Source organism: Confluentibacter citreus, assembly GCF_002807055.1.
GTDB classification, from domain to species: Bacteria; Bacteroidota; Bacteroidia; order Flavobacteriales; family Flavobacteriaceae; genus Confluentibacter; species Confluentibacter citreus.
Genome location: NZ_NIXN01000004.1, coordinates 151,279 through 170,660 on the forward strand (window position 1 = coordinate 151,279; position 19,382 = coordinate 170,660).

9 protein-coding genes and 1 pseudogene are annotated in these 19,382 nt (G+C 36.9%); all 10 read left to right on the top strand.

Annotated elements, in window-relative coordinates; genetic code table 11:
* Positions 1-87: 87 nt before the first annotated feature.
* The 10 genes and pseudogenes from CDH49_RS09865 (at position 88) to CDH49_RS09905 (ending at position 19,365) form a co-directional block, all read left to right on the top strand.
* Positions 88-4,107 carry a hybrid sensor histidine kinase/response regulator gene (locus CDH49_RS09865; protein WP_100615444.1) on the top strand — a complete coding sequence of 1,340 codons (4,020 nt, stop codon included), beginning with the start codon at positions 88-90 and terminating at the stop codon, positions 4,105-4,107.
* A gap of 446 nt (positions 4,108-4,553) precedes the next feature.
* The gene (locus CDH49_RS09870) at positions 4,554-7,739 is read left to right on the top strand and encodes a SusC/RagA family TonB-linked outer membrane protein (RefSeq protein ID WP_100615350.1); all 3,186 of its coding nucleotides are present in this window, start codon (positions 4,554-4,556) and stop codon (positions 7,737-7,739) included.
* Positions 7,740-7,764: 25 nt separating this feature from the next.
* Complete coding sequence (locus CDH49_RS09875) at positions 7,765-9,339, top strand: RagB/SusD family nutrient uptake outer membrane protein (protein WP_100615351.1); 1,575 nt, start codon at positions 7,765-7,767, stop codon at positions 9,337-9,339.
* 18 nt (positions 9,340-9,357) lie between these two features.
* Entirely contained in the window at positions 9,358-10,890 is a 1,533-nt protein-coding gene (locus CDH49_RS09880; protein WP_157805296.1) for a glycan-binding surface protein, read from the top strand.
* A 140-nt stretch (positions 10,891-11,030) separates the two neighbouring features.
* Positions 11,031-11,303: pseudogene (locus tag CDH49_RS15800) on the top strand (BACON domain-containing protein); the annotation flags it as partial.
* A gap of 171 nt (positions 11,304-11,474) precedes the next feature.
* Positions 11,475-12,479 (top strand): glycoside hydrolase family 5 protein, encoded by a 1,005-nt coding sequence (locus tag CDH49_RS09885; protein ID WP_239970643.1) that lies wholly within the window; start codon positions 11,475-11,477, stop codon positions 12,477-12,479.
* Positions 12,480-12,646: 167 nt separating this feature from the next.
* On the top strand, positions 12,647-14,179 hold the full coding sequence (locus CDH49_RS09890) for a glycoside hydrolase family 43 protein (RefSeq protein WP_100615354.1): 1,533 nt from the start codon (positions 12,647-12,649) through the stop codon (positions 14,177-14,179).
* 212 nt (positions 14,180-14,391) lie between these two features.
* Positions 14,392-15,840: a cellulase family glycosylhydrolase gene (locus tag CDH49_RS09895; RefSeq protein ID WP_239970639.1), complete on the top strand. Its 1,449-nt coding sequence runs from the start codon at positions 14,392-14,394 to the stop codon at positions 15,838-15,840.
* Positions 15,841-15,992: 152 nt separating this feature from the next.
* Positions 15,993-17,459 carry a cellulase family glycosylhydrolase gene (locus tag CDH49_RS09900; RefSeq protein ID WP_100615356.1) on the top strand — a complete coding sequence of 489 codons (1,467 nt, stop codon included), beginning with the start codon at positions 15,993-15,995 and terminating at the stop codon, positions 17,457-17,459.
* Between the two features lie 127 nt (positions 17,460-17,586).
* Entirely contained in the window at positions 17,587-19,365 is a 1,779-nt protein-coding gene (locus CDH49_RS09905) for an NPCBM/NEW2 domain-containing protein (protein ID WP_100615357.1), read from the top strand.
* Positions 19,366-19,382: the final 17 nt, after the last annotated feature.

The window sequence follows — 19,382 nt, forward strand, 5'->3', positions numbered from 1 at the left end:
TCATTAACGTGAGGAGGTATTTAGATAGCTATTAATCAATCTTTTTTATTAAAGACTATGGTTTTTCAAAAAATGATCCAAACTAATATGAAGATAAATAAAGCACTGTTATATTTCACTATAGTATTTTGGATCGTTACTTTCCAAAACACTATAGGTCAGTCTTCATATATTTTTCGTCATTTAAATACAAATGAGGGTCTTTCAAATGCAAGTGTTAAAGCCATCCTTAGAGATAGCTATGGATTCCTTTGGGTGGGTACTGAATCTGGTTTAAACAGGTATGATGGTTATGGGTTCAAGGTGTACAACGCGAATCCGAAGGCACCCCATTCCTTAAAATCAAATGATATTATAGGATTACAAGAAGATGGCTTGGGTAATATTTGGGTAGATCTCGGGTTCATTTCTATGGTTTACAATAGGGAAAAAGATCATTTTATCTCAGAAAAAAAATCTTTTTTTAAAAAGTTAAATATCCAAGCAGTTGATAATAGTAAAATTTATGTTGATAAAAAACAGAATCTATGGGTATTAAATAAGGAAAAAGTATTTTGTTATAATATAAAAAAGAAAACGACATCGACCTTCAATTTAGAAATACCATTTAATGACATTAGTAACGTTAACATAACTGATAATGGGGAATCTTTATTTGTTATTAGTCAGTTAGGGGAATTTTGGCAATTAAATGTGAATTCAGGTAAGCAAACTATAATAAAATTGACAGATTTTGTTATGCAAGCTATAAACAAGTATTTCAATAAAATATATGTGGATAGTAACAATGGGCTATGGTTACATTCGAACATGGCTGATGTGGTTTTTTATAGAAAACATACCAATAGCGAGTGGATAACAATAGAATTAAAATCTGAGATACAAACCGAAGGCAACTCAATAACTAGTATTATAGAAAATGGACCAGATCAAATTTGGATTGTAACAGATCATAAAGGGGTGTTTGTTTATAGTAAAGCTAAAGGTTCCATAGAAAATATTATTAGTGATCCATGGGAAAGTAGCTCTTTGTCAAGTAATAGTATAAAGTGTATATACCGAGATAACAACGAAACGTTATGGCTTGGTCACTCAAAAAAAGGACTTTCTTTTTATCATGAAAGTTTTAGAAGCATCATGAATTTCGAACATCCAGAGTGCTCAGATATTAGCGTGATAATGGAAGACCATCTTGAAAATATTTGGTTGGGAACTGATGGAAATGGATTGTTTGTAAAAGATAAAAAATTAGGAAATGGCGTAATAAAACTCCCAGTTCCCAATGTAGCTGTTGTTTCTATAATAGAAGATAGAAGGAACCGTATTTGGATTGGCACATTTCAAAAAGGGCTTTATTGCTATGAAAATGGCAAAATGGTACAATATACCACAGACAACAGTAAATTATCCAATAACAATATTTGGGACTTAGAGGAAGATAGGTATGGAAATATATGGATAGGAACTTTAGGAGGGAAAATTCAATTATTACCTTCAGAATCATCTAATTTCAATTTATTATTGTCACCTTTTGAAGACAACACGGCTGTGCTGGATATGTGTTATGATGGTGGTGATAAAGTTTATGTTGGCACTGTCTCTGGACTTTTAGAGATTGACATTACAACCAAAAAAAGAGTAACCTATTTTGGTAATATAAAAGGTAATCAGCTTTTTTTACGAGATGCGATTTCAAATGTATATAAGGATAATCGTGACATTTTATGGCTAGGACACAATAGTGGTTTAACCATTTGGGACAAAAAAACAGATAAGATTTATTATTTTAATAAAGCCAAAGGTTTATGTGATGATTCCATTAAAGGCATTGTTTCAGATAATCTCAACAATATTTGGGTAACAACAAGTAACGGGCTCTCCATATTAACTGTTGATCGAGATTTGAATAATAACCTTAGTATTACAAGTAAAAATTATTCGGTTAAAGATGGCCTTATGGATAATTTTTTTAATGCCCATTCCATTAGTAAATTAAAAAATGGAGATATATTATTGGGAAATATAGATGGTTATTCCATTTTTAACCCAAACAAAATGGACGAGAAAAACCAGCCTTTAGCAAAAGTTAAATTTACAGGATTAACCGTTAGCAACCAAAAAATTCAAGTAGATTCCATTTATAATGGGCATAAATTGCTCGAGCGTCCCATGGAATTGACTTCAGATTTAATCTTTAAATATAACGATAAGCTTATTTCTTTACAGTTCACAACAGTAGATTTGTTGAATGCCGATAAAATAAGATATGCTTATCAAATAGAGGGGTTCAACACCGAATGGATTACAACTCAAGAAAATAAAATAGAATTATCTACACTGCATCCAGGAGAGTATAAACTATTAATAAAAGCATCTAATAGCGATGGTGTTTGGAACAACAACCCCACCATATTAAATATAAAAGTGACTCCACCTTTTTATTTTTCTATTTGGGCAATTGTTTTGTATGCATTGGCAACCATGGGCATAATTATTTATTTTATTCTTAGATCAAAAAGGCGGCATCAATTAAAATTAGAACAACATCGTATAAAGATGGATCGTGAAAAAGAAATGCATGTAAATGAAATGAAATTAAAGTTTTTTACAAATATAAGTCATGATTTACGAACGCCACTTACATTGATTATTACGCCTCTTCAAATTTTACTCAATGATGCCATGGAGGCAAACATGAGAAAAAAATTGAGTACCATATATAAAAATGCCAATCAATTACTTTCTTTAATAAACTCTTTGTTGGATTTTAGAAAATTAGATGTTGGAATTGATATATTAAATTTGAAATCGGGAGATTTTGTTATTTTCATCAGGGATGTTTATGCATCCTTTTGTGTTTATGCAGATGAGCGTCATATAGATTTGTCCCTAACCACAAAGGTAGAAAATCTACCCATGCAGTTTGATCAAGACAAAATTCAAAAAACATTCATTAATTTATTGTCAAATGCATTTAAATATACACCAGATGGAGGAACTATCAATGTCCATATTAGTAAGGAAGATGATAATGTTTGTGTTAGTGTGTCAGATTCTGGCCCTGGCATTGGTGACGAAGATAAAGAGCATGTTTTTGAACGGTTTTATCAAGCACACCAAAAACAAGATAAAACAGGAAGCGGTATTGGTTTACATATCGCGAATGAATACGTGAATTTGCATGGAGGAACTATTACTTTAATAGATAATATGCCGCATGGATGTATATTCACTTTTAAAATACCAATCAGGGATATAGAAGACATTAAAGATTCAATGTCTGTTGAGGTGCATGATGAGGATATTATTGATGATGTTGAAAATCTTGTTAATGTATATACCAAACCAGTATTGTTATTTGTAGATGACAATAAAGATTTTTGTGAATTTATTTCAGATAATCTTGGTGATGAGTATTCAATTATAACTGCAAATAATGGGCAAGAAGCTATAGCTCAACTAGAGCAAAGTGATGTTACCATTATTGTAAGTGATGTCATGATGCCGGTTATGAGTGGAACCGAACTTTGCAAACTGGTTAAAACAAATATTCACTGGTCCCATATTCCAGTTATTTTATTAACAGCACGTACAGCAGAAGAATACCAAATTGAAGGATTGGAATTAGGGGCAGATGATTATATCACTAAGCCTTTTAATTTTAACTTGTTAAGACTTCGCATTCGTAAATTCATGGAGTGGACTGAGAGAAGCCATAATATATTTAGCCAAAAAATAGATGTTGCTCCATCTGAAATCACAATCACATCTTTAGATGAAAAACTTATCGAAAAGGCCATCAAGGTAGTAGAGGATCATATGAGTGATTCCGAATTTTCTGTTGAAACACTCGGATCAGCTGTTGGATTGAGTCGGGGGCACTTATATAAAAAGTTAATGGTTATTACTGGTAAAGGCCCAGCAGAATTCATTCGTACTATTAGGCTAAAAAGAGGGCGTCAATTACTAGAAAAAAGCCAATTACAGATTTCAGAAATAGCCTATGAAGTCGGTTTCAATTCTCCAAAAAGATTTACAAAATATTTTCGAGATGAGTTTGGGGTATTACCATCTGAATATTTGCGTATCCATAAGGAACAAGAATAAAACCTTAGTGTAAATATAAACTTATGTTATTTCTATATATGTAATAGCATCTTCACTTTATTTTTCAAATTTTATAATTCTGGAATTAAATTGTCTTAAGCTCAATTCTATTTGACACTTAAATAGAGTCTTTATCATACATTTTTTTTAATTCTATAAGCAAAAACAGCAATTGCAACATATCAGGCTGTTTTCGGATACAAAACGACCACATAGGTTTAAGTCACTTAATATAAGTTTACATACTTAGTTTATTCATCCAATAAGGATGAATGAAAAAATGACACGTTTCATATATAAAATATTAACAAAACATTAACATTTACAAAAAGAACAGTAACTAAAGAAAAACACAATGAATGATTAGATAATTACAATACTAAAAGATTAAAAAAGCATAGCAATTGTATGCTTTAAACCATAACCAAACTAAAATTAAATTAAATATGAATGAAAAACATGTGATTAGATACGTCGTAAAGTTATCTAAAACCCTTATCAAGAAGTATGCTATTATAGCAATACTATTTCCGTTTTGTTTGGCGTCTGCCCAAAATTCCACTGGAAAAATTACTGGTGTCGTTTCAGATGAATCAAACGGTGAACCGCTTTTAGGTGTTAACATTTTACTGAAGGATACCAACCAAGGAGCCGTTACAGATGAAAATGGTGCATTTTCCATTACGGCCAAAATTGGAGAAACACTTACAGTAAGTTATTTAGGGTTTGTGACCCAACAGGTAAAAATTACTGGTAATCAATTAAACATTCGATTAAAAGAAGACATTAATTCTTTAACCGAAGTGGTGGTAATTGGTTATGGTAAATCTAAAAGAGAAGATCTTACAGGTGCTATTTCCTCAATTAGCGGAGATGAACTTCGTAAAACACAACCCACTACATTTGATCAAGCACTACAAGGAAAAGTAGCCGGTGTAGTTGTACAACAAACATCTGGGCAACCAGGAGGTGGGGTTAGCGTTCAAATACGTGGTCTGTCTTCTTTTGGTAATAACTCACCAATGTATGTGATCGATGGTGTTATTATTGGACAAAGTTTTGATAGCGGTGGTGGTACTAACCCGTTAGCGACTATTAGCCCATCGGATATAGAATCTATTGATGTGTTAAAAGATGCATCAGCAACAGCTATTTATGGGTCACAGGCAACTAATGGTGTCATTATCATAACCACAAAAAGGGGTAAAGAAGGACCGCCAAGAATTACTTACGACTATAGTGGAGGCATTCAACAATTAGTAAAAAGGTATCCTACTATGGATTTGCAAGAATATGCCAGGTTTATTAACGATAGAGCTGCTGTGTGGGGTTTTGATGAAAGACCTGAATTTGCAAATGCAAACTACTTAGGGAAAGGTACAGACTGGCAAGACGAATTATTCAGAAGTGCCCCAATGAGCAATCATGTACTTACATTGAGTGGTGGTAATGATAAAACACAGTATTTATTGTCGGGTTCTTATTTTAATCAAGAAGGTATAGCGATAGGGTCAGAATTTACAAGAACTTCTTTAAGGTTAAATTTGGATAACAAAACGACCGATTGGTTAAAAATTGGAACTAGTTTGCAGTTAACCCATGTTGATGAGAATATAAATTCAACAGGTTCAAATGTTATTGCAGAGGCATTATGGCAAACACCAGATATCCCTGTAAGAAATCCTGATGGTAGTTTTGCTGGAGAACAAAGTAATGAAGGATGGATTCAAAAACGTGTAAATCCTTATGCTATGGCACTTATTAATAAAAATAACCCTAAAAGAAATGAGGTATTTGCTAATCTTTACGCAGAAATAGCATTTACAAAGGATCTAACTTTTAGAAATGAAGTGTCTGGTAATTTTTCATTTAGAACTGAAGATCGATTCAACCCTACATATAAGTTTGGGCTAGCAGAGAGATTAACGAATAATGCCTTTTATAGCTATAGTCAAGACTATTTTACCTCTTTTAGAAGTTTCCTTACTTACGCTAAGGTATTTAATAGTAAATACAATGTTAATGTAATGGTAGGACATGAGGCTCAGGTGTCTCAGTTTGAAAATGTTAACGCAGCAAGAAATGGTTTCGTTTCAAACAATGTTACTAATATAGGTAGTGGTGATGCGCAAACAGCAACCAATGGTGGGACTAAAGGAGACAATGCATTGGAATCTTATTTTGGTCGTCTTAATTTTATTTACAATGATAAATACTTGTTCACTGCTAATATTCGTACAGATGGTTCTTCAAAATTTGCGCCAGATAATCGTTGGGTCACTACCTATTCTGGAGCATTTTCTTGGAAGATCAATAATGAAGGTTTCTTAAAAGATATAAAAGGGATTAATGAGCTTAAATTAAGAGTGGGTTATGGTGAAACTAATAATCAAAATATTAGAAACAATGCTTATTTATCACTATTAGGAACTGTACCTACTGCTTTGTCCGGTAGTGCACAACTTACAGCTAATTTGGGGAACGCTGATGTTAAATGGGAAAAAACAGAATATAGCAATGTTGGACTTGATGTAAGACTCTTTAATTGGAGACTTAATCTTACAGTGGATGCTTATAATCGTTTGACAAATGATTTGTTGATGCAAATTCCATTACCTGCTTATTCCGGCACAACTACTGATTGGACCCCAGGAATTGGATCTCCGTATATAAATATAGGGTCTGTTAGAAATATAGGGTTTGACCTTCATTTGAATTCAACAAATATAACCAAAGGTGATTTTACTTGGAGCACAGATTTCACATTATCCCATAACAAAAATAAAATATTAAAATTAAATACAGATGGGGCTTCTTTGACTGCAAATATTGGAAACCAGATAGTTTCTGAAACAAAAGTAGGTGGATCTATGGGTGATTTTTATGGGTATATGGTTGATGGGGGCGTATTTGCAACCGCAAGCGATTTTGAGAATCATGCGTTGCCTGCTACTAATGATGGTGTTCCATTACCAATTACGCCAAACGCTGGAGGTGTATGGTATGGAGACCTTAAATTTAAAGATTTAAATGGGGATGGCATTATCACTGAAAAAGATAGAACCTATTTAGGCTCTCCTATTCCTGATTTTCAATTAGGTTTTGGTAATACTTTTAAATATAAAGGCTTAGATTTAAATATATTCTTTAGCGCCAGTGTGGGTAATGAAGTAGTAAATGAAATGAGGATAAATACAGAAATTCCTTCTACACAATATGGTTTCCAAAAATCATTAAAAAATTATGCGGTACTTGCTTTAATAGATCCAAATGGTTCTCCTTCAGATGTCAACAATGTATATGTTACAAACCCAAACACTACCATTCCAGGGCTTAGGCATACTAACACTAGTAATCAAAACCAACGTTTCTCTGACAGATTTGTTGAAGATGGGTCTTTTATCAGATGTAAGAATATCACTCTAGGGTACACATTCCCTAAAGAACTACTTAATAAGATACATTTAGATAATTTACGTGTATATGCGAATGTTACCAATGCCTTTCTTATTACAAAATATAAGGGATTGGATCCAGAAGTAGGTTCATGGAATCCTTTACGGGCAGGAATTGATAATGGGTTTTATCCACAAGCCCGAACAATTACTTTAGGGCTTAACTTAGGAATTTAACTAAACAAAATTAAACTAACGTATTATGAAATATATAAATTTAAAAAATATTTGTGTGTTGTTTACCCTACTTTTTGCGGTAAGCTGCTCGAATGATTTTCTTGATCGTCCTTCTCTATCAGAGATAAGCACTGAAAATTTTTATCAGACAAAAGAAGAACTCAGGTTAGCTACAGCAGCACTTTATGGTAAACCATGGGCACAATGGCATAATGAAGCATACCTCCCATTCGGAGATATAATGAGCGGAAACATTGTTATACCATATCATGGTGCAGACTTAATACAACTTAACACGTTTACGCTTAATGGAACTAACGGCCGTTTATTTTCCGGTTGGAAAGGGCTTTATATTGTAATTGCGCACTGTAATACTACCATTAAGGCTATTGAAAATGCGCCAGCAACAATTGCTGAGGCAGATAAGAATGCTGCCATAGCGGAAGCAAAATTTATTCGTGCCATGGCATACTATCATCTGGCTTTATTATGGGGAGAGGTGCCTATTATTGAAGATAATACGAAGTTAATAACATCACCTTTAGTAAATAGAAATGTAACAGCTGATGTTTACCGATTCATTACTGAAGATTTAACTTTTGCTGCCGAAAACCTTCCTTCAACTGATGCGCCTGGTAGAGTAACCACTTGGTCAGCAAAAGGTCTGTTAAGTAAAGTATATTTAACGATAGCAGGATTGGGACAATCTGGAGGTACACGTAATCAAGAATATTTGGATTTGGCAAAAAATACTGCAAAAGATGTGATTGAAAACAGTGGTTTAGGTTTGCTTCCTAGTTATTATGATCTTTTTAGAACACAATTTAATGATAGTCCAGAATCATTATTTGCACTACAATGGACTACAGGTGCAGGTTGGGGAGAAGGTAATATGTTATTGACCTACTCACCAAGTATGGAAATTAATCCTCAAAAAGATGGTGGCTGGGGTGGTCCATTAGTTAGTTATGATTTATATTTAGCTTATACGGAGCAGGATTCCATAAGACGTAAAGCGAATTTTATGTTAACTGGAGATCATTACCCTGAGTTAAATGCTGCTGAAGGTGGTTATACTGCTACTTATCCAACTATGAAAAAACACATTATTGGTAATGAAGTAGATAACAATGCGCCTGCAATGACATTTACTAGTTCCATATTGCATACGCAATTACTAAGATTAGCAGATGTTTATTTAGTTTATGCTGAGGCTATCTTGGGCAACAATACCTCTACATCTAATGCGGATGCTTTACTATATTTTAATATGGTGAGAGAGCGTGCAGGTGTAGATCCTGTAATGGAGCTTGATATGGATGTTATCTTTGATGAGAGAAGGATTGAATTTGCTTGTGAAGGCCAATATTGGCATGATTTGGTAAGACTTTCTTATTTTAATCCGGTAAAAGCGATTGATCGTCTTAGCAATCAACAACGAGTAACATTTGAATATGACGGCGATACCAAAGTAGCTGATCCTAATGATCCTATTGGAGTCATTTCTCCTGCTACCTTAGCCACTTTTTCTTTAGAGTTGCCTACATCAGAGGTGATTGCTAATCCTAAATTGGTTGAACCTGCAGTACCATACTATTAATACTAAATAATAAAAGACATGAAAAATATACTAAATAAATACATTCCTTTTTTACTGGCTTTCAGTATGACGGTAATTATTACATTATTTACATCTTGTGATAAAAATGATGACGATGTTACAAGTTCAGGTGCTCCTGTTATTACAGAGATACGGAATTATGCAGCTTCTCCAAACGATACGCTTGTTGATAAAATAGTTCCTGGTCAATGGATCGTAATTCATGGAAAAAATCTGAAAGAAGCCAAACAGATAACTATTAATGGTAGTATTGCTAGTTTTGAACATGGATTGTTTTCAAATGAAACAGCTGTTATACAAGTTCCATGGTCAGTACCTTTTTATAATGTTGACCCTGCGCTTCTCCATACTATAAATTATGCCACTAAAGGCGGAACAACTTCTTTTAAATTTGATGTAATTCCCCCGGCAGCTACTATCACAGGAAATTCGATGTCTTCTGCTACTATGGCAGGTGATTCAATTTATATTTATGGTACCGATTTATACTTGATAGAAAGGCTTACCCTAGCAGGTACAGATGTGTCATCATTTACAACAGTAGATAATGGTAGTTCCATCGGATTTATACTTCCGGCTATTGATGCGCCAATGCCTTGGGCTGGAGAGCTTGTTCTTGCATCTGGTATCTATGAATTTGATGTTTTAATTGTTCCAGAAATTTTTGCTGTATCTAATGCAAATCCTGATCAAGGTGATTTGATACGCATATATGGTAAAAATTTGAATGGTGTTTCAAGTCTTAGTTTTGGTGGTGCTAATATTACAGATTTTACAGAGGATCCTGAAGGTTCTTATGTTGAGTTTTTGGCTCCTGATAAATGGAGTTACTCTAGTGGACCAGTGACCACTATTAGTGAGTATGGAACGGCTACTACTGTTTATGATATAAATACTCAAAATGACCGTTGGTTAGGTCTTTTAGCAAATTTTGAGTGGGGTGATTATTTTGGTTATCATTGGTGGGGAGATATTTCTTTAGCTTTTGGCCCCGTAGCCGATTTTAATGGTTCGATGGGAACAAATAATTCTATGTACATATATTTTAATACGCCTATTTTAGCCGGTGGGGAAAGTAAATACGCCCCATTGGGTAATGCTAATAATACTTCAATTAATAATAGAAATGCATGGATACCTGTGGCAAATCTTTCAGATCCTGTTGAAAACTGGGGGCTTCAATTTGAAATAAGTGTGGCTAACCCATGGAATGGTGGCACGCTTTATTTTAAAACTGAATTTGCAGGTGAAAGTTATGTAGCGCGTTATGAGCCATGGAAAATTAGTGCTTCTAAGACTCTTGCTTTTGAAACAGAGGGTTGGCAAACCGTAACGATTCCTTTATCTCAATTCAAATCAAAAAAGGTCACATTAGGGGATGGTGATTCAGTTACTAGTTTAAACCTATTATTAGGGCCAACTGGTGAGAGTAGTTATGATGCTACCCTTAAAAATTTCGCTTCTTCATCAACAGCAACAGGTTTTTATGCGGCTATTGACAACATTAGAGTGGTGAAAATCAAAGAATAAATCTTTCATAATAAACTTTTTAATAGCTGGAAGGTAACCTGCGGGATTCAATGAAAATTGAATTTTCCGCAGGTTTTTAATCAATAAAAATTAATTAATAACCTTAAATAAAAAAAATGAAGTCCAAACATTTCTACAAAATGTTGCTTTTACTATGTGTTATCGCAACATCGGTATCCTGTTCAAGTAGCGGTGAGGGTGAAGATCCAACCCTAACGGTTTCTGAGACCGAAGTGTCCTTTGAGCCAGATGGGGGAACATCTGATATATCACTTACAACAAACGGCACATGGACCGTTTCTAATCCAGCAACCTCTTGGTTGCAAATAAACAATACGAGTGGTGGTAGCGGAACAGCAACAATAACATTAACATCTGGAATCAATGGTTCTGGATTGACCCGTACTGCTATGATTACAGTGACGTCAAGCAATGGGCAGGCAAGACTTATAAAAGTTACACAAACTGGTAATTTATATCCCTCATACAATTTAACGCCTAAAGCTCCCGACGCAACAGGAATGAGTAGTAATGCCGTTGAACTCGCTGCAAAAATGCATATGGGAATAAATTTTGGTAATACCATGGAATCCCCAGTCGAAGCTGAGTGGGTGAACAGTAAAATTACCGACTCGTATGTAAAATTTGTAAAACAATTAGGTTTCAATACTGTACGACTTCCCACTGGTTGGGTTTGGACTCACTTAAGCGATCCAGATAAAATGAAAATTGACCCTCTGTGGCTTGACCGTGTGCATGAAGTTGTGAAATTGTGTGTGGACAATGGTATGTATGTGGTACTGAATACTCACGGAGATAATGGCTGGCTTGAAAATAACGTCAATGCGGCAAATCAAGAGACCATTAATGCGAAGCTAAAGGCAATTTGGGAGCAGATTGCTACAACCATGCGTGATTTTGATGAGCACCTTATATTTGCCGGCACGAATGAACCTGTGGTTAACGATGCTCAGCAGATGGCCATACTTAATGGTTATCACGAAACATTCATCAAGGCGGTTCGCTCTACCGGAGGCAAGAACAGTTACCGAGTGCTGGTTGTGCAGGGGCCTACCACTGACCCTAATAAAACTTATACTTTGATGAATACGCTTCCTAAAGACGAGATTCCTAACAAGATGATGGTCGAGGTGCATGACTACACGCCTGCTACATTTACGCTACTAACAAATGGAGATGTAAGTTGGGGAACCATGGTTTACTACTGGGGAGCTGGGAATCATTCTATTATTGAGCCAGAGCGCAACGCCACCGGTGAAGAAGAGAGTTTGATCGATACTGAATTCCAAAGGATGAAAGAGAAGTTTGTTGATAAAGGTATCCCTGTAATACTAGGTGAATATGCAGCTTGGAGGAGGAATGCCATTAACAACGCGAATTATCTTCCTATGGATCTGGATAAGCACAACCAGTCTGTAGAGTACTGGACAAAATATGTGACCAAACAGGCGAAAGCAAATGGTATTATACCATACTATTGGGAGATAGGTTTTATGTTAGACAGAGCTAATAATGTGGTAAAGGACCAGCCTATGTTAGATGCCATTCTTGAAGGATATAATCAATAGTATAGTCTCAAAATTATAGCAAAGGTTATTTTTCTTCCCTGAGATTGGTTAAATGTTCGCCAGTCATAGGGAAGGATTAACCTCTTTGTTACAGTAGTTTAAAGAATAATTAATCAATTAAATTAACCCTTAACGAGTATCCGTTTTTTGGGTAAAATAAATAAAACATGTTTAGAAAAAAAGTATTGTTAAGTACAGTCTTTGCTATCTCTTTTTTGGGAAGTCAAAAAGATGTAGTAGCTCAGGCTAATGCAGATAAACCGAAAGTGGTTAATGAAAATTTGGAAGAAAAATTTGCAAATGTTTCACCAAAACTTACCTCCAATAATGCGAATCCATTGTTGGATTTTATATTTACGGCCGACCCAACAGCGGTGGAATACAATGGAAGAATTTATGTGTATGCCACGAATGATCATCAGCAGTATGAGCATGTAGGAAAGGATGGTAAAAATTCATACGAGCATATCCGTACACTGGTCATGATGTCTTCCGATGATATGGTCAACTGGACGTATCATGGGCTCATAAATACTGCCGAGCTGGCGCCATGGAGTCAGAATTCTTGGGCACCTTCCATTACATCTAGGCTGGAAGCTGATGGTAAGACGCACTTCTATTTGTATTACTCCAATAGCGGTATTGGCTCAGCCATGCTTACTTCCACTTCTCCCGTTGGTCCGTGGAGTGATCCTATAGGAAAGAACATAGTCGACCGTTCTATTCCCGGTGTGGATGTCGATGCTCCATTCGATCCTGGAGTTCTTATTGACGACCAAGGTACAGGCTGGCTGGTTTTTGGAGGCGGTTCGCCTAAAACGATTTATATGCCGGATAATGCCAGAATCGTCAAATTAGGAGCAGATATGGTCAGTTTGGCCAGCGATGTTGCAAAGATACCCGCTCCTTATTATTTTGAGGCCAGCGACCTTAACTTTATGAATGGAACTTGGGTTTATACCTATAATACAAATTGGGATGAACGCACTGAATGGCCTTATAGCAACATTGACAAACCAACCAAATGCAACATTTCTTATATGACAAGTAAAACACCGTTAGATCCAGATAGTTGGAAGTATCGTGATAATTACTTTAATAATAGTGGCGAAGAAAAGGTGGGTCCTTGGACAAACAATCACACGCACCTATTCAAATTTAAAGAGAAGTGGTATATTACTTATCATGCCATGTATTTACAGGATTATTTTGGCACTAAGGGAGGTTTTCGCAACGTAGGTATCGAAGAAATGCAGGTGGATGAAGAGAATGTAAATATCTCCATGGGCAAAGCTACTTTTGAAGGTCCGTCACAACTTAACCCATTAAATCCATTCGTTCTTCAGCAAGCAGAAACCACTGCGGGCACTTCGGGACAAGTCCAGTTCGAAGCTGTTGGTAATGTAGGTAATATGGTTGCCAAAGGAAAAGCAGATAAACAATGTCTCATGGTGCGAGGAGCCGATTTTAGCAAACAGACTCCTAAAAAATTCGAAGCCAGGGTAAAAGGAAAAGGTAACATTGATGTGTATGTAAATAACCTTAAAGGGATTCCTCTTGTTTCGCTTACATGTGATGGGAACGATTGGACTACGCTCTCAAAGAAAATAAAACTGAAAATAGATAAAGGTGTAGAGAATATCTATTTTGTATTTAATGGAGAGGATTTTTTGTTCGATGAATGGAAATTCAGTTATTAATTCCGTTGCATATTAATTATAAATAAAAATACGGTTTTGCAGAAGTATCATGCATTGGAACTATTAAGTAGGATTGAATTTAAAAAATCTGTGACTTTTAGGAGTCACAGATTTACTTAAAAACACGGAATCTCAATAAAAACACGGTTTTTAAACTTAATACTTATTAATCTAAAAACAAATAAAAAATGAAACTTAAACATTTCTACAAAATGTTGCTTTTACTATGTGTTATTGTAACATCAATATCCTGTTCAAGTAGCAGTGAGGGTGAAGATCCAACACTAACGGTTTCTGTAACCGAAGTTTCCTTTGATCCAGATGGCGGAACATCTGATGTATCACTTACAACAAACGGCACATGGACTGTTTCTAATCCAGCAACAACTTGGTTGCAAATAAACAATACAAGTGGTGGTAGCGGAACAGCAACAATAACAATAACATCTGGAATGAATGGTTCTGGATTGACTCGTACCGCTATGATTACGGTTACGTCAAGCAATGGGCAGGCAAGAATTATAAAAGTTACACAAACTGGTAATTTATATCCTTCATACAATTTAACGCCTAAAGCTCCCGATGCAACAGGAATGAGCAGCACGCCCGTGCAACTGGCAGCAAAAATGCAAATGGGAATAAATATTGGCAATACCATGGAATCCCCAAACGAAGCTGAATGGGTGAACAGTAAAATTACCTTATCATATGTGCAATTTTTAAAACAATTAGGTTTCAATACTGTACGGCTTCCTACTGGTTGGGTGTGGAGCCATTTAAGCGATCCAGATAAAATGAAAATTGACCCTCTGTGGCTTGACCGTGTGAAAGAAGTGGTTGGATGGTGTGTGGATAATGATATGTATGTGATACTGAACGCTCACGGGGATGATGGCTGGTTGGAACGTAATGTCAATGCGGAAATGCAAGAGACCATTAATGCGAAGCTAAAGGCAATTTGGGAACAGATTGCTACAGAAATGCGTGATTTTGATGAACACCTTATTTTAGCCGGCACGAATGAACCTTCGGTTGACAATGCCCAACAGATGGCCATACTTAATAGTTATCACGAAACATTCATCAAGGCGGTTCGCTCTACCGGAGGCAAGAACAGTCACCGAGTGCTGGTTGTGCAGGGACCTTCAACGGACATTATTAAAACTTCTCAGCTGATGAATCCGACTACGCTTCCTCATGACCCGGTACCTAATCGTTTGATGCTTGAGGTACATTTTTATGGGCCTTGGCATTTTAACCTAACACAAGATGGACTATATAATCCGGACAGCAAAGCGAGTTACTACTGGGGGGCTGGAAATCATTCTACTCTTGAGCCGGAGCGCAATGCGCCTGATGGAGAAGAGGATGAGCTTATGGTAGAAATCGGAAAGATTAAAAAGTTTGTTGATGCAGGTATCCCTGTGATGCTGGGTGAATATGGAACCTGGAGGCGTACTGCTGAGTATAACGGGCAGATTCCTCTAGATACGGAGATGCACAACAAATCTGTGGATGCTTGGGCAACTTTTGTGACCAAAACGCTTAAAGCCAATGGTGTTGTACCATTCTGGTGGGAGATAGGTTTTATGTTAGACAGAGCTAATAATGTGGTAAAGGATCAGGCTATGTTAGATGCCATTATCGCAGGATATAATTAAATAGTAAGACGCTATTGGTATCATTAAGCAAGGACTGAATTTAATAAATCTGTGACTTTTAGGAGTCACAGATTTACTTAAAAATAGAGAGCCTACTGAAACCAAGGGTTTTATAAACTTAATATTTATTAATCTAAAAAAATAAATAAAAAATGAAGTCCAAACATTTTTACAAAATTTTACTTTTACTATGTGTTATCGTAACATCAGTATCCTGTTCAAGTAGCGGTGGGGAGGGTGAAGATCCAACACTAACGGTTTCTGTAACCGAAGTTTCCTTTGAGCCAAATGGGGGAACATCTGATATATCACTTACAACAAACGGCACATGGACCGTTTCTAATCCAGCAACCTCTTGGTTGCAAATAAACAATACGAGTGGTGGTAGCGGAACAGCAACAATAACATTAACATCTGGAATCAATGGTTCTGGATTGACCCGTACTGCTATGATTACAGTGACGTCAAGCAATGGGCAGGCAAGACGTATAACAGTTACACAAACGGGTAATTTATATCCTTCATACAATTTAACGCCTAAAGCTCCCGACGCTACAGGAATGAGTAGTAATGCCGTTGAACTTGCTGCAAAAATGCATTTGGGAATAAATTTTGGCAATACCATGGAATCCCAAGCCGAAGGTGACTGGGTGAACAGTAAAATTACCGAATCGTACGTGAAATTTGTAAAAGAAATAGGTTTCAATGCTGTACGGATTCCTTGTAACTGGCATTGGACCCATTTAAGCGATCCTGAAAAAATGAAAATTGACCCTGCGTGGCTTGACCGTGTGCACGAAGTGGTTAAATGGTGTGTGGACAATGATATGTATGTGATGCTAAATATTCACTGGGATGGCGGTTGGCTGGATGGTAATATCAATGCGGCAATGCAAGAGTCCGTTAACGCGAAGCAAAAGGCGCTTTGGGAGCAGATTGCTACAACCATGCGTGATTTTGATGAGCACCTTATATTTGCAGGCGCAAATGAACCTCCGGCTGAAGATGCCGAGCAGATGGCCATACTCGATAGTTACCACCAGACATTTGTTAATGCAGTTCGTGCTACCGGAGGCAGGAACAGTTACCGGGTGCTTGTTGTGCAGGGACCTAGCACTGACGCTAATAAAACTTATAATCTGATGAATACGCTTCCTGTAGACCCAGTACCTAACCGTTTGATGGTTGAGGTGCATAACTACACGCCTTCTACATTTACGATAGTATTGGATGGAGATGTAAGCTGGGGCAACATGGTTTACTACTGGGGAGCAGGGAACCACTCCACTATTGAGCCAGACCGCAACGCCACCTATGGAGAAGAGGATGTAATCCTTGATGAATTCCAAAAGATGAAACAGAAGTTTGTTGATAAAGGTATCCCTGTGGTGCTGGGCGAGTATGCATCATGGAGGCGGAATGAGCCCGGCAAGCCTATTCCTTTAGATACGGAGAAGCACAACAAGTCTGTGGAGTACTGGGCAACTTATGTGACTAAACAGGCTAAAGAGCATGGTCTTCTACCATTTTGGTGGGAGGTAGGTGTTACTTTAGACCGAGCTAATAATGTGGTAAAGGACCAAGCGTTGTTAGATGCCATTATTGCAGGAGGTAATTAATAATATAGTGTTAATTATAGCATAAGGTTATAGAGGTGGATTTGTTGCGTTCCTAACACCAAAAAATTAAAAACTAAAAATTAGAAAAACTATAATATTTGTTTTTTTAAATCTAATTAAAATAAGAATGAAATATAAACTCACCTTGGTTTTGACAATTGTCTTTAGCGTTATAAATGCACAAACAGCCCAAAAGTATCACGAATGGGCGTCCACACCACCTCTTGGTTGGAACAGTTGGGATTGTTTTGGAACAACCGTTAACGAACAGCAGATAAAAGAACAGGCAGATGCTATGGCAAAATACCTTTTGCCGAGCGGATACAACTGTCTCACAGTGGATATTCAATGGTATGAGCCTGAATCAAAAGGACATTCTTACGACCCGAAGGCGATGCTCACCATGGATGAATATGGCCGCTTAACTCCAGGTCTAAAAAAATTTCCTTCAGCTGCCGATGGAAAAGGATTTAAGCACCTTGCAGACTATGTACACTCCAAAGGACTGAAATTCGGCATTCATATTATGCGCGGAATTCCTCGTCAGGCTGTTGAAAAAAATACGCCTGTACTCGGGACAAACGTAAAAGCTCAGGATATTGCCATTAAAAGCTCTACTTGTGCATGGAATCCCGATATGTACGGTGTTGATGCTACCACGCCTGAAGGTCAGGCATACTATAATTCCATTGTGCAGATGTATGCTGATTGGGGAGTGGATTTTATCAAGTGCGACGATATTTCACGCCCTTACGATGATGTGCAAAAGGCCGAAATTGAGGCTCTTCGTCAAGCAATAGACAAAACCGGACGGCCTATCCTGTTAAGTCTATCGCCAGGAGCAACGCCAGTTAAAATGGGCGAGCATGTTATGAATCATGCCAATATGTGGCGTATCACCGACGATTTTTGGGATCGCTGGGGATTGTTGCAAGCCATGTTTGAGCGACTGGATGTGTGGACACCTTTTCGTGGACCCGGGCATTTCCCCGATGCCGATATGTTACCCATTGGTATTGTTGAATTCACGCGCCCAACCAATTTCACCAAAAACGAACAATATACGCTTATGAGCCTTTGGGCTATTGGTCGTTCGCCACTTATTTTTGGTGGAGATATGACCAAGCTCGACGATTTTACCAAGGAAATGCTCACCAATCCGGAAATGCTCAAAGTAAATCAACACAGCATAAATAACCGTCAGGTGTCGCGCGAAAAGAATCTGATTGTGTGGACGGCAGATGTGCCTAATAGTAAAGACAAGTATGTAGCCCTTTTCAATGCGCAAACCAAGGGAGAAAATCTTGATTTAAACAATGCCGATTATGTCAGTCCAATAATTGCTGGCAAAGGAAGTTCGCAAAAGATAGAAGTATCGGTAAAAGGTGGTAAAAAACTTGTTCTCTTTGTGAAAGATGGCGGAAACACTAATGATTGGGATCATATCGTTTGGGTCGATCCAGTACTTCACGGTTCCAAAGGCGATTTAAAACTGACTAGCCTCAAATGGCTGGGCGCAACTTCGGGCTGGGGAGAAGCGAATGTCAATCGTACCTGCGACAATAACCCAATTATTATAAATAATGAAACACGAGAGGGAATTGGTGCTCATGGAGAGTCTGTGATCGTTTATCAATTGCCAGAAGGATATGATTCTTTTACAGCAACCGGCTACGTAACAAAGGAAATAGGCTCAGTGAATTTTGGGGTTTTGGTTGATAAAGGAACATTAAATATGCCTGACAAGGCCAATGTAAAAGTAAACTTTGAAGCTATTAATATAAAAGGTAAAGTAAAAGTGCGCGATTTGTGGAATCACAAAGATATGGGAACTTTTGATGGGAGCTTTGAGCAAGAATTGCCACAGCATGGTGCGGGACTGTATCGGATAACTCCTTTGCGATAAGATAATAGTTCCCTGCA